A 13,137-nucleotide genomic window follows, 5' to 3' on the forward strand; every position below is an offset into this window, starting at 1 on the left:
TACACGAATGTCAATAATCTATGGACGCGCGTGTATGTGAGTTATAGTGTCAGCCCTGCTTGCATACCGGCTGCGGCTTATGCCGTGTGGCCTGCCCCATGTAGGTGATCCGTGTGTGATGTTAATTCAGCGTTGGTCTGGACGCCAGCTTGGAAGCCAGGACCAGGACCTCTGGTGCGGGCGGTCGGTAGCCCAAGGATGAGTGCGGGCGCACCGTGTTGTAATGGCGGCGCCAATTTTCGATCACCACCTTTGCCTCCTGCAGGGTGTAGAAGATCTCTCCTTTCAGCAGTTCATCGCGAAGCTTCGAGTTGAAGCTCTCGCAATAGCCGTTCTCCCAGGGACTACCCGGCTCAATGTAAGCCGTCTTCGCCCCAACCGCACCGATCCAGGCCCGAACCGCTTGGGCCACGAATTCGCTGCCGTTGTCGGAACGAATATGGCCCGGAATACCGCGCAGGATGAACAGGTCCGAGAGCACGTCGATGACATCGACGGCTTTCAGCTTCCGGTTCACTCGGATGGCCAGGCATTCACGCGTGAACTCGTCAATGATGTTGAGCATGCGGAACTTGCGCCCGTCATGGGTGCGATCCTCGACAAAGTCGTAGCTCCAGACGTGGTTGGGATACTCCGGCCTCAGCCGGATGCAGGATCCGTCGTTGAGCCAGAGCCGCCCCTTCTTCGGTTGCTTTTGCGGCACTTTGAGCCCCTCCCGTCGCCAGATCCGCTCGACCCGCTTCTTGTTCACCAGCCAGCCGGCGTCCCGCAGCAGGGCCGTGATGCGCCGGTAGCCATAGCGGCCGTACTGGGTGGCCAAGGCAATGATGTCGGCGGTCAGGGCCGCCTCATCTTCCGGCTGCTTGGGGATCTTGCGCTGGGTGGAACGGTGCTGGCCCAGGACCCGGCAGGCCAGCCGTTCTGAGACGCCGTACCTGGCGATCACATGCTCCACACAGGCGCGACGGCGGGCGGGGCTCAGTAGTTTCCCGAGGCGGCCTCCTTGAGGATGAGCTTCTCCAGGGTGAGATCCGAGACCGCTCGACGCAACCGGGCGTTCTCCATCTCGAGTTCCTTGAGCCGCTTGACCTGGTCGGATTTGAGGCCGCCGTACTCGGAGCGCCACCTGTAGTACGTGACCTCCGTCACACCAATCTGCCGGATCGCCTCCGCGACTGTCCGGCCTTGTGCCGTCAGCACGTCAACCTGCCGCAACTTGGAAACGATCTCTTCGGCTGTATGCCGCTTCTTGCCCATCTTCAGTCCTCCTTCGGCTTAAAAGCCATACTTCAGGGAGGATCACTTTGCAGGGGGCAGACCATGCAAAAGTTTCCCGAGGGAGTGGCGGAGTACGCCCCGAGCGGCTTGAAGGGCATCGCCCTGTTTCGGATCGTGCCGGAGGTGATCTCCATTCTCGATTACCGCAAGGGCTTTGGTCACGCCGATCTGGTGACCGACATCGGCAATGTCGAGGGACGGTCCTAACTGCTTTGAAGTGGGCACGTGAGGTTCTCGGTCGCCGTGGCCATCATGTGCTAGGCGAACAGGAGGCGCTTCAGTCGGCAAGACGCGTGAGGGTCGCCTCGAAGCTCAGGCCTGGGTGGTCCGGTGAGGTCCCCGACAGGTGCGCCGACTGCCCCTCAGCCACTCCCTTGAGATGCAGACGGGCCTTGGGGAGGCCGAGCACCGACATGATCCCTGGCATGACCGAGTGCGTATCGGCCACGAGCCGGGCATCGATCCCGCCCTGAGCGATAGTGTACTCCCCCGTGTAATACATCACGGAGTCTCCCCCTGTGAGACGTCCCTCCCGCACTGTGACAACCCCGGTTCCTTGCCCCAACTGGGTCTGAAACAGCACCTTGTACAAACCTTCTTCCATGTCCTCAGCATCCCTGTCTTTGTAAGCTTCGCTGCCACGCGAGGCGTCCGCGGAACGGGCCCCCTTGCCTTCTGGGCTCAGTGGCCAGAGCCCATCACGGCTCGCGCACATAAGACCCCGGTGCCTCGCCGAGAACCGGATAGGCTGGCGGAGCCCCAAGGGCCGGAGGGAGCACCGGCTCGCCGGATTCGGACGCCAGCCAATTGACCCATTCCGGCCACCACGATCCGTCGTGAGGCTGCGCCATGATTTGCCAGGTTTCGGGATCGAGGTGACGATCCCTTTCGGTCTTTGTCAGCACCCGATAGCTGCGATGAGGCCGGCCAGGTTCCGAAACGATGCCGGCATTGTGGCCGCCTGTGGTGAGCAGGAAGGTGACGTCCGTGTCGGTCAGGGTGTGGATCTTGAACACGGAGCGCCATGGCGCGACATGATCGCGCTCAGTGCCCACCGCAAAAATGGGAACGCGGATGTCGCCAAGAGAGATTGGGCGGCCTTCGACCTTGAAGCGCCCCTCGGCGAGATCGTTCTGGAGGAAGAGCTGGCGCAGGTATTCCGAGTGCATTCTGTAGGGCATCCGAGTCGCATCGGCATTCCACGCCATCAAGTCGATCATCGGCTCACGCTCGCCCATCAGGTAGTTGTGGACGATGTAGGACCAGATGAGATCGTTCGAGCGCAGCAGCTGGAAGGCTCCTGCCATCTGCTTGGCGTCGAGATAGCCTTGGCTCCACATCATGTCCTCCAGGAACCGGACCTGGCTTTCGTTGATGAACAGTGTCAACTCGCCCGCTTCCCTGAAATCCGCCTGGGCCGCGAATAGCGTGACCGACTTCAGACGGTCGTCGCCATCCCACGCCATCGCGGCTGCGGCAATCGTCAACAGCGTGCCGCCCAGGCAGTAGCCGGTGGCATGGACCTTCTGGTTCGGCACGATGGCATTGACCGCATCAAGCGCCGCGAGCACGCCCAGCCTGCGGTAATCCTCCATGCCGCGGTCCCGGTCTTCGCGCGTGGGGTTCTTCCACGAGACCATAAACACCGTGAAGCCCTGGTTCACGAGAAACCGGACAAGGGAGTTCTCCGGAGAGAGGTCGAGGATGTAGTACTTCATGATCCAGGCGGGCACGATCAGCACGGGTTCGGGCCGCACCTTCTCCGTCGTCGGTTCGTACTGGATGAGCTCGATCAAATCGTTCCGGTAGACGACCCGGCCCGGCGTGACGGCGACGTTCTGGCCAACCTTGAAGGCCTCCGTTCCCACCGCAGGCTTGTTGCGGATCAGGCGCATCCAATCTTCCAAGTAGTTCTGGAAGCCTTGAACGAGGTTCTGGCCGCCAGTTTCCAAGGTCCGCCGAGTCACGACGGGATTCGTCAGGATGAAATTCGAAGGCGAGAAGACGTCGAGCATCTGCCGTGTGGCGAACTCGACCACGTTCTCGTGCTGCCTTGTGACGCCGCCAACCCCGGTCGTGGCGTTGTGCCACCACTGCTGCTGCAACAGGAAGGACTGGTAGATCAGGTTGTAGGGATACCTGCCCCATTCCGGCGCGGAAAAACGCCGGTCCTGCGGCAGCGGCGTGATGCAGGGTTCGCAGGATCCCGTGGTCGCCGCCTGCTTGAGAGTCTGATCACCAAGGCGGGCAACTTTGCGGGCCCCCTTCACAGCCAGTTCGAGCTGCTTGCCGGGGGACGAGGCGAGATGGACCGCCCAGTCCATGTAGGCTCCCACCAGCGCCGCGGGCGAGAGCCCGGAAGTCAACCGGGCCGCCAAGGCGTGAACAGAGCGGTCCAGGATTTCGGCGAAGCCCTCAGGCCATGCGTCTGGAACCTCGGTAGAGGCAGGGGCCTTGCACGGAAGTTTCGTCGGCGCTGGAACAGTATTCTCGTTGACGGAATGCGGGATTGCGATCTGGCCTGAACTCGGTGCCCTCGAAGAGGATTGCAACTGAGTCGCACGAACTTGTCCAAGCGTCGCCATACCGGTTTATCCTTCGCTGCTTGTTGCTGCAGGAAATGAATGAGGCATCATCCATATATCTGCCATTAGTCAACAATCGTTGATATGGATCAAGGGTCTAGCACGCAGGAGATTGGATCGACGTTCTCGTGTGCACGACACGCGGCGGTGAACACAAAACCGTCCTACGTGGGCGCGTCTGCCGGGATCTGCTTTGTGGGCATGGATCTCGATCCCGAGGCCACAGCTCCCATGGCGCGGTGATTTCAGCTCAGCACAGCGTCGGCGGGCATCAGTAACCCTCGGCACGATACCTGGTCCGACCGATCATTGCCTGGTCCTGCTTCTGGTCCGGGATTTGCCTCGTGCTTCACAGGGTTGCTTGCTTCGGTCGCATCTTGTCGGCTCCTTCCTGCCGCTCCCCCTCGAAGGCGAAGGGCCTGGGACATCCGGCGAGCCAGCCGGTCGAGCAAGATTGACGGACCCAACCGGGCCCATCTCCCCAAGGCAGCTGTCCATGATCCGGGCAACCAATGGAGAGAGGACCTCCTGCCGCACATCCTTGAGGGCATCGCTCTGCAGGACGTACCGCATCATACCGATTCCGAGCATGCATCCGGCTGCCAAGGCAGCCCGCTGATCCGCAGGATCATTCAGGAGGGCTGACAACGGGCCAAGGAGATCCTCCTGCATGTGTCGGCGTATGATGGCTCCGGCCTGGGGGTGAGAGATCGAGCGGACGAGCATCTGCAGAGGGTCTGGTTGATCTGCTTTCTTTCCCACGGGCTCCTTGAGAAGTTCAGTCGTCAGATGTTCGCTCAGCGTTCGGTCGCCGGCAGCCAGCAGGGCCTCCCCGTGAAACGTCTGCTTGAGCGTCGCCGCGAAGAGTTGCTCCTTCGAACCGAAGGCCCGGTGGACCAGCGCGACATCAACCCCGATGTCAGCCGCGATGTCGCGCAGGCCGACATGCTCGTAGGAGTGCATCGAAAACCGGACGGCGGCGGCGGCGAGGATCCGCTCCCGGGTCGACTGAGACTGTTGATGGATCTTCTTCGATGACGACATCCGAATTGGTTCCAAGGCGATCAGCCGTTTTAAAGTGCACAACAACACCTTCGATCCTCTCGAGCGTTGATGTGCATCAACGCTTGCCTGGATCAAATGAGCCCTGAACCATCAGGAGGCACTCAGTCGCCCGCCTCCGCAGCGGTCCGGTACTGCCAGCCCCAGTCGCGGATCTCGGGCATGTCCTCGCCGTGTTGCGCGATGTAGTCCTTGTGCTCGATCAGCTTATCACGGACTGCCTGCACCACGTAGGCCGCCATCGGCGCCAGCTTCGGCACATGCCGGGCGGCAGCCTCGACGAGGTGGAACCGGTCGAGGCGGTTCAGGACGACCATGTCGAAGGGCGTGGTCGTCGTGCCCTCCTCGCGGAAGCCGTGCACATGGAAGTTGCCGTGGTTCGTCCGCTTGTAGGTGAGCCGGTGGATCAGATGCGGGTAGCCGTGGAACGCGAAGATGACCGGCTTGTCCTTCGTGAAGAGCAGATCGAACGCGCTATCGCTCAATCCATGCGGATGCTCATCCGGGGATTGCAGGGTCATCAGGTCGACGACGTTCACCACTCTCACCTTCAGGTCGGGCGCGTGCTCGCGCAGCAGGCTGACGGCCGCAAGGGTTTCGAGCGTCGGCACGTCGCCGGCGCAGGCCATGACGACATCCGGTTCCACGCCGCGATCCGTGCTCGCCCATTCCCAAATCCCGATCCCGGTGCTGCAATGGGCGACGGCCTGATCCATCGTCAGCCATTGCGGCGCCGGCTGCTTGCCGGCCACGATCACGTTGATGCGGTTGTAGGTCTGAAGGCAATGATCGGCGACATTCACAAGGCAGTTCGCATCCGGCGGAAGGTAGATGCGGACGATCTCGGCCTTCTTGTTCGCGACCACGTCCATGAAGCCGGGATCCTGATGGCTGAAGCCGTTGTGGTCCTGGCGCCAGACATGGGACGTCAGCAGGTAGTTGAGCGACGGGATGGGCCGACGCCATGGCAGCTCGCGGGCGACCTTGAGCCACTTGGCGTGCTGGTTGAACATCGAATCCACGATGTGGATGAACGCCTCGTAGCACGAGAAGAAGCCGTGGCGGCCGGTCAGCAGATAGCCTTCGAGCCAGCCCTGGCAAAGATGCTCGCTCAGCACCTCCAGCACCCGTCCCTCCGGCGCGAGGTGAACGTCCTCGGGCAGGATCGGCTCCATCCAGGCGCGGTCGGTCTTCTCGAACACGGCATCGAGGCGGTTGGAGGCGGTCTCGTCCGGACCGACCACCCGGAAGTTGCGGGACGTAGCGTTGAGGGCGACCACATCCCGGAGGTAGGTCCCGAGAACACGGGTGGCTTCGCCGACCACCTTTCCCGGCCCATCGACTTGGACCGCATATTCCCGGAACTCCGGCAGACGCAGGGGGCGCATCAGCAGGCCACCATTAGCGTGTGGGTTAGCGCCCATCCGGCGCTCGCCAACAGGTGCCAGCGCGGCAATCTCCGGACGCAGCCTTCCGGCCTCGTCGAACAGTTCCTCCGGCCGGTAGCTGCGCAGCCACTCCTCAAGTTGCTTCCGGTGGGCGGGATTGCGGCGGGTCTCAGCGAGCGGCACCTGGTGGGAGCGCCAGAAGCCTTCGGTTTTGAGACCGTCAACCTCTTTCGGCCCGGTCCAGCCCTTGGGCGTCCGCAGGACGATCATCGGCCAGCGGGGGCGCTGGATCTGCCCGCCTGCCCTCGCCGCGTTCTGGATTGCGGCGATCCGATCGAGAGCCGCGTCTATCGTAGCCGCCAGAGCCTGATGGACTGCCTCGGGCTCGCTCCCCTCGACGAAGAAAGGCTCGTGTCCGTAACCGATGAGAAGGCTTTCGAGCTCGTCGCGGTCCATCCGGGCCAGGATGGTGGGATTGGCGATCTTGTATCCGTTGAGATGGAGGATCGGAAGAACCGCGCCGTCGTGGGCGGGGTTGAGGAACTTGTTGGAGTGCCACGAGGCGGCCAGCGGCCCGGTCTCGGCCTCGCCGTCGCCGATCACGCAGGCGACGATCAGGTCCGGATTGTCGAAGGCGGCCCCATAGGCATGCAGGAGCGCATATCCCAGCTCTCCGCCCTCATGGATCGAGCCGGGTGTCTCCGGTGCGGCGTGACTTGGGATGCCGCCCGGGAACGAGAACTGGCGGAAGAGCTTTCGCAAGCCCTCAGCATCCTGCGAGATGTCCGGATAGATCTCGCTGTAGGTGCCCTCCAGGTAGGTGTTGGCAACCATGCCGGGGCCACCGTGGCCGGGTCCGCAGACGTAGAGGACGTTGAGGTCCCGCGCCCGGATGACCCGGTTGAGGTGGGCATAGATCAGGTTCAGCCCCGGTGTCGTGCCCCAATGCCCGAGCAGGCGCGGCTTCACGTGCTCGGGCTTCGGCTCCTCCCGCAGCAACGGGTTGTCCAGGAGGTAGATCTGGCCGACGGACAGGTAGTTCGCGGCCCGCCAGTAGGCGTCGATCCGGTCCAGCTCGTCAGGGCTCAGCGGATGTTGCGATGGATTCATGAGCACTCTTCCCGAAGACGTACCTCAAGGCCGGACATAGGCCTCGGTCGTGTAGCGGCGCATCATGCGCTGGCTGTTGAAGTAGGACGGGATCTTGGCGATACCCTGCTTCATCATCCAGACCCAGCGGGCACGGTCCTGATGGTAGAGAGGCAGGACCTGTCCTTCGAGCTTGGCATAGAGCGCGTCGGCATGCTGCCCGGCCTCCTCGGCTCCGTCCCGGCCGATGGACCAGCCGGTGATGCCATCGACACAGGCTTCGACCCACCAGCCGTCGAGAACGCTCAAGTTCAGGACTCCGTTCAGGGCCGCCTTCATGCCGCTCGTTCCCGACGCCTCAAGCGGCGGTTGCGGCGTGTTCAGCCACACGTCCGTTCCGGCGACCAGGGTCTTGGCAAGGGCTATGTCGTAGTTCGGCAGGAACGCCATGCGGATGCCGGGGGCGAGCGCGCGCATCCAGTCGTGGATCTCCCGGATGAGCTGCTTGCCCTCTTCATCCCGCGGATGAGCCTTGCCTGCCATGACCACCTGGAAGGGAAACCGGCCGTTGATCGAACGAATCCGCTGCAGATCTGAGAACAGGAGGTCGGGACGCTTGTAGCCTGTCATGCGGCGGGCGAAGCCCAGCAGAGGCACATCCGGATCCATGGCCACGCCCGTGCTTCGCCGGATCGCCTCCAGGAGGTCGTGCTTGGCCGCCTTGTGCGCGGCCCAGACATCCTCGTCCCGAAGGTGCTCGGCCCGGATCAGCACCTCCGGCTCGTGACCCCAGTTCGGCAGGATCTGTTGATAAAGCCGGGCGAAGGCTTCATGAGTCCAGGTTACTGGATGCACGCCGTTCGTGACGGCCGCGATCCTGTAGCCGGGGAACATCCGCTTGGTCGTCTCCGCATGGCGGCGCGCGACGCCGTTCACATAGCCGCTGAGGTTGAGGGCCAGCCGTGTCATGTTGAGCCGGTCTTCGCCCGCCAAGGGCTTGAGTTCGTCGAGAGGGACGAAATCCGCCCCCAGGACACGTCTGACGTCGTCATAGGAGAAGCGGTCATGTCCGGCCTCGACGGGCGTGTGGGTGGTGAACACGCACATGTCGCGGACGTGGTCGACCTCATGGGCCAGCCGATTGGCGCCAGGATCGGAACGTTGCCTCCGCCGCAGCAGCTCCAGGGTCAGGAAGGCCGCATGCCCCTCGTTGAGGTGGTAGGTCCCGATGCTGAACCCGAGGGCCTGGAGCAGGCGGACGCCGCCGATGCCGAGCACGATCTCCTGCTTGAGGCGGTAGACGTCATCGCCCCCGTACAGGCGATCCGTGATCCTGCGATCCTCGGGAGCGTTCTGGTCGAGGTCGGTGTCGAGCAGCAGCACCGGGATCTCATGGCCGATGGGACATGTGACGACGTAGAGCCAGGGCCGAATCCAGACGGACCGGCCCTCGATCCCGACGGCGATCATGGCGTCCAGCGGCGTGGCCCACTCCGCCGGGTTCCAGGGATCGTCGTGCGCCACTTGGGAGCCGTCGGCGGCGATCTCCTGGCGCAGGTAGCCGGCCCGGCTCGCCAGGGTCACGAACACGACCGGCAGTTCGAGATCCGCGCACGACCGGGCGGTGTCGCCGGCCAGAATGCCGAGGCCGCCGCTGTAGCTGTGGATCTCCGGCCGCAGGGCGATCTCCATCGAGAAGTACGCGATGCTCGTGCGCTGGAGAAACGGGAGGATGGCGGCCACGGTGATATTCCTGCTGATAGCTCGACCATGAGCTTGGACGAGGGAAAACTATCCATCATCCTCCAGGTTGCCTTGATGCGCGTCAACGCAACACTTGGCCCTGAGGAGTAGTCTCCGATCAAGACCGGACGGCACCGGCCGTGGCACATTCATGGTCAGGCAGGCTCCGATGGTCGCTGCGGCAACGAAGGACAGTCGATGGACCGCGCGTCATCGTTACACGGTATCCTGAACATACCGGCAGGCCCGATCCAGATGGGGCGCGGCGAGCCCCTGCCGCTCGGCTTGCAGGACTACCAGGACGGCACGAATCTCGCCGTCTTCAGCCGCCATGCCACCAGCATGGCGCTACTGCTGTACGACAGTGTTGATGCAGCCCTGCCATCCCTCAGGATCGATCTCGAACCGGATCGCCACCGGACCGGCGACGTCTGGCACGTCCGGCTCCATGGAGACCTCCAGGGGATGCTGTACGCCCTGCAGGCTGACGGACCCGGGGAGCCCGATCAGGGGCTCCGGTTTCAGCCGGATCGGCCGCTGCTGGAGCCCTATGCGGCCTCGGTCGTGGGCAATGGCTGGAGCCTACCTGCCACATCACCCTCGGAGCCTGCAGCATGGACGCACCGATGCGTCATCCCCGACCATTGGTTCGACTGGCAGGACGAGGTCCGCCCCCGTCACCTGTGGAACGAGACGATCATCTATGAGACCCACGTGCGCGGGTTGACGGTGCATCCCTCGTCGGGCGCCAGGCACCCCGGCCAATACCTGGGCCTCGTCGAGAAGATCCCTTACCTCAAGCGTCTCGGCATCACGGCGGTCGAACTGATGCCGGTTCAGGCCTTCGATCCTCATGCAAGGCAGAAACGCGATCCGCGCACCGGGGCGCCGATGCCGGACTACTGGGGCTACGATCCTATGGCCCTGTTCGCACCGATGCCAGGCTATGCATCGGGCTCATCGCCCCAAGCGGCGGTGACGGAATTCAAGACGATGGTCCGCGAACTCCACAGGGCCGGCATCGAGGTCATCCTCGACGTCGTGTTCAACCACACGGCCGAAGGCGGCGAGGACGGTCGAACCTACAGCTTCCGCGGCCTCGACAACGCGATCTACTATATCCTCTCGCCGGATCGCCGCCGCTATCTCGACTTCACCGGCTGCGGCAACACACTGAACTGCAACCACCCGGTCGTGCGCAGCATGATCATCGACTGCCTCCGGCACTGGGTGGTGCAGATGCACGTGGACGGGTTCAGATTCGATCTCGCCTCGATCCTGGGCCGGGACGCCGAGGGAAACATCCTGCCGAACCCGCCTCTGCTGGAGCAGATTGCCGAGGACCCGCTGCTGCGGGACGTGAAACTCATTGCCGAGGCATGGGACGCCGGGGGCGCATTCCAGGTGGGTGAGTTCCCCGGCACGCGCTGGGCGGAATGGAACTGCCATTACCGCGACGACGTCCGGCGGTTCTGGCGCGGCGATGCGGGCATGACCGGCCGCTTCGCCACCCGCCTCTGCGGTAGCGCCGACCTCTACCACCAGAGTGGCAACGGCTCCCCTATCAAGAGCATCAATTTCGTCACGTGCCATGACGGCTTCACGCTGAACGACCTCGTCTCCTATGCGGCGAAGCACAACCAAGCCAACGGCGAGGGCAACCTCGATGGTCTGACCGAGAATTACAGTGAAAACAATGGCATCGAGGGGCCCACGGAGGATCCCGCAGCCGAGGCGATGCGTCTGCGCCAGATCAAGAACATGCTCGCGTCCCTGTTCCTCTCGCGGGGTGTGCCGATGCTGCTTGGCGGTGACGAGTTCCGGCGGACGCAGGCCGGCAACAACAATGCCTATTGCCAGGATAATGAGACCTCCTGGTATGACTGGACGCTTGCCGATCGGAACGCACATCTGGTGGATTTCGTCAGCGATCTGATCGCACTCCGGAAGGCGCATCCGGTTCTCGGCGCGGATCGCTTCTACAGGTCTGAGGAGATCGAGTGGTTTGGTGCGAATGGCGGGCCGGTGGATTGGGACGGTCCCGACAACCAGGTCGGCTGTGTGGTTCATGAGTACGAGGGTGGAGCCCTGTGCCTTCTCTTCAACGCGGCACGTGCTCCCTGTCGGTTCATAATCCCGTCATCAACCCGACGCTGGCATATCGCAATCGATACGGCTGATCCTGCTCTGCGGGTCAAGGAGGTTGTCAGCGGCGCGATTGCGCTTGAGGCCCGTGCCACGGTGGTCCTGATATCCAGGAGCAAGGGCCAGGATGGTCCTGCAGGCATGATCGACGAGACCAGCACCTGGAGAAGGAGTTGCACGAGCCTGCAGGTTGCGCGACGGGTGGTTTAGAAAGGCGTCACCATGCTGGATCCGAATCCCAATAGGGGCTCACCATCGTCTCGGGGTTTCCTCTCCGTGCTCGGCCTCAAAATCTCCACAGGACGGGCACTGATGCGACTGGAAAGGCGGCAGATTCGATGGAGGCGCCGGCGGCAAACCGATCCTGACCGGCGAACCGGTTGAAAAGGCTGATGCATCTCGCAACCGCTGGCCGTGTGCCCTAGAACGGTCAAGTCATGCCAAGAATCGCCACCGGAGGGACCGCCCCTGTACCAGCCTCTCAGATTTCGCTTGACGGACAGGTCCTCGGCTACCCGGTCGAGACGCACACCCCTTGGTGGTCTGGCCGCCATCGGCATGTCTGCCATCCTCGCGGGCTGCGGGGCCTTGCCCCGCAACCACTTCACTGCCGCGGACCAAGCGGAGGCGAACGTGCCTGGCATGCCGGACGTCCGGTTCTGGGCAACTGCCGGGAGTTCCGCCCGCCAGGCGGCGCAGTTCAACCCGCGGTCTTTGAGAGACTTGAACTATCTCGCCCTTTCCGGCGGCGGAGGCGACGGTGCGTTCGGGGCGGGGTTGCTGAACGGATGGACGCGGACCGGCACCCGTCCGGAATTCGCGATTGTCTCGGGCGTCAGCACCGGAGCCCTGATCGCACCCTTCGCCTTCCTGGGAAGTGCATACGACGACACCCTGCGCGAGATTTACACGGGCGGCTACGGCAGTACCCTTCTGGAGTCACCCAGCCTCATCAACGCCATCTTCGGATCCGGGGTGTTTGACAACAACCGCCTGAGATCCCTGGTCCAGCGGTTCGTGACGCCGGAGGTGGTCGCGGAGGTTGCGCGCGAGTACCTCAAGGGCCGTCGTCTTCTCATCGTCACGACAAACCTGGATGCCCAACGTCCCGTGATCTGGAACATGGGAGCGATCGCCGCGAGCGGGTCGCCCGATGCCGTCGAGCTGTTCCGTTCCGTGATGACGGCCTCGGCCAGCATCCCGGGCGTGTTCACGCCGACCCTGATCACTGCGCTGGCTGATGGACGCCTGTTCCAGGAGATGCATGTCGACGGAGGTGTGACGGCAAACGTTTTCATCCTGCCGCAAGACATCGTCACGCAAAACGTCCGCCCTGGGCCTGGCATGCGGGTCAGCTTCTACGTTGTCATGAACGGAAAGATCGAGCCGTCCTTCACTGTCGTGGGCAACAGGGCGACAGAGATCGTCGGCCGTGCCGTGACGACAATGACCCAGGTCCAGAGCTGGTCGACATTGCAGGCGACCCATGATTTCGCACGCCGCAACGGCTTCGGGTTCAACCTCGCTTACATCGAGGCGGACATGCCCGAAGGTGGATCGATGGGCTTCGACAGGGAGTACATGCGGCGGATCTACGCTTATGGCTACGATCAGGCTTTGTCGCAGACGGTGTGGAAGCGGAACCTGCCTGGGAAAGAAGCTTCCATGACGAGGCCTGTGCGAGGGCGCTCAGCCCTTCCGGAGTAAGGGCGTAGCGAACGGGTCCCCCCGCTTCCGGATCCGCAGCCTCCCTTGCAAGTCTCGCGCACCAGCCATGTCTAATACATTGGCCAAAGCGCCTCTCGTGACAGCTCTTGCAGAAATTCGAGCTCGTTCTTGGGACGCTT

9 protein-coding genes are annotated in these 13,137 nt (G+C 63.1%); 3 read left to right on the forward strand and 6 right to left on the reverse strand.

Annotated features, from left to right (window positions below):
- Window positions 1-121: 121 nt before the first annotated feature.
- Window positions 122-1,257 (reverse strand): IS3 family transposase gene (locus H0S73_RS23930; RefSeq protein ID WP_181054527.1). Its coding sequence is split into 2 segments (ribosomal slippage): window positions 122-993 and window positions 993-1,257, totalling 1,137 coding nucleotides; the frame shifts between segments, so codons are not numbered across the junction.
- 63 nt (window positions 1,258-1,320) lie between these two features.
- On the opposite strand from H0S73_RS23930, the gene H0S73_RS23935 reads away from it, so the two are divergent.
- A complete protein-coding gene (locus tag H0S73_RS23935) occupies window positions 1,321-1,485 on the forward strand; it encodes a hypothetical protein (protein WP_181054740.1) in 165 nt (54 codons plus the stop codon).
- Between the two features lie 70 nt (window positions 1,486-1,555).
- On the opposite strand, the gene H0S73_RS26445 is transcribed toward H0S73_RS23935, so the two are convergent.
- The 5 genes from H0S73_RS26445 to glgP form a co-directional block, all read right to left on the reverse strand.
- Window positions 1,556-1,783: a hypothetical protein gene (locus H0S73_RS26445; RefSeq protein WP_425488245.1), complete on the reverse strand. Its 228-nt coding sequence runs from the start codon at window positions 1,781-1,783 to the stop codon at window positions 1,556-1,558.
- Between the two features lie 193 nt (window positions 1,784-1,976).
- Window positions 1,977-3,863 carry a PHA/PHB synthase family protein gene (locus H0S73_RS23945; RefSeq protein ID WP_181054742.1) on the reverse strand — a complete coding sequence of 629 codons (1,887 nt, stop codon included), beginning with the start codon at window positions 3,861-3,863 and terminating at the stop codon, window positions 1,977-1,979.
- 306 nt (window positions 3,864-4,169) lie between these two features.
- Window positions 4,170-4,907, reverse strand: a complete 738-nt coding sequence (locus tag H0S73_RS26450) for a TetR/AcrR family transcriptional regulator (RefSeq protein ID WP_181054743.1) — start codon at window positions 4,905-4,907, stop codon at window positions 4,170-4,172.
- Between the two features lie 122 nt (window positions 4,908-5,029).
- On the reverse strand, window positions 5,030-7,423 hold the full coding sequence (locus tag H0S73_RS23955) for a phosphoketolase family protein (protein WP_181054744.1): 2,394 nt from the start codon (window positions 7,421-7,423) through the stop codon (window positions 5,030-5,032).
- A gap of 24 nt (window positions 7,424-7,447) precedes the next feature.
- Window positions 7,448-9,145 carry an alpha-glucan family phosphorylase gene (glgP, locus tag H0S73_RS23960; RefSeq protein WP_343058493.1) on the reverse strand — a complete coding sequence of 566 codons (1,698 nt, stop codon included), beginning with the start codon at window positions 9,143-9,145 and terminating at the stop codon, window positions 7,448-7,450.
- Between the two features lie 198 nt (window positions 9,146-9,343).
- Here glgP and glgX point away from each other — a divergent pair, with 198 nt between their 5' ends.
- Both glgX and H0S73_RS23970 read left to right on the forward strand, forming a co-directional pair.
- Complete coding sequence (gene glgX / locus H0S73_RS23965) at window positions 9,344-11,500, forward strand: glycogen debranching protein GlgX (protein WP_181054745.1); 2,157 nt, start codon at window positions 9,344-9,346, stop codon at window positions 11,498-11,500.
- Window positions 11,501-11,848: 348 nt separating this feature from the next.
- Window positions 11,849-12,997, forward strand: a complete 1,149-nt coding sequence (locus tag H0S73_RS23970) for a patatin-like phospholipase family protein (protein ID WP_181054746.1) — start codon at window positions 11,849-11,851, stop codon at window positions 12,995-12,997.
- The last annotated feature ends 140 nt before the right edge of the window (window positions 12,998-13,137 follow it).

This window comes from Microvirga mediterraneensis, from assembly GCF_013520865.1.
Classification (GTDB): domain Bacteria; phylum Pseudomonadota; class Alphaproteobacteria; order Rhizobiales; family Beijerinckiaceae; genus Microvirga; species Microvirga mediterraneensis.

Bases quoted from the DNA above. Each gene is read 5' to 3' on its own strand.
- H0S73_RS23955 (WP_181054744.1), bottom strand. From the start codon at position 7,423: ATGAATCCATCGCAACATCCGCTGAGCCCTGACGAGCTGGACCGGATC.
- H0S73_RS23945 (WP_181054742.1), bottom strand. From the start codon at position 3,863: ATGGCGACGCTTGGACAAGTTCGTGCGACTCAGTTGCAATCCTCTTCG.
- H0S73_RS23935 (WP_181054740.1), top strand. From the start codon at position 1,321: ATGCAAAAGTTTCCCGAGGGAGTGGCGGAGTACGCCCCGAGCGGCTTG.
- H0S73_RS26450 (WP_181054743.1), bottom strand. From the start codon at position 4,907: ATGTCGTCATCGAAGAAGATCCATCAACAGTCTCAGTCGACCCGGGAG.
- glgX (WP_181054745.1), top strand. From the start codon at position 9,344: ATGGACCGCGCGTCATCGTTACACGGTATCCTGAACATACCGGCAGGC.
- H0S73_RS23970 (WP_181054746.1), top strand. From the start codon at position 11,849: ATGTCTGCCATCCTCGCGGGCTGCGGGGCCTTGCCCCGCAACCACTTC.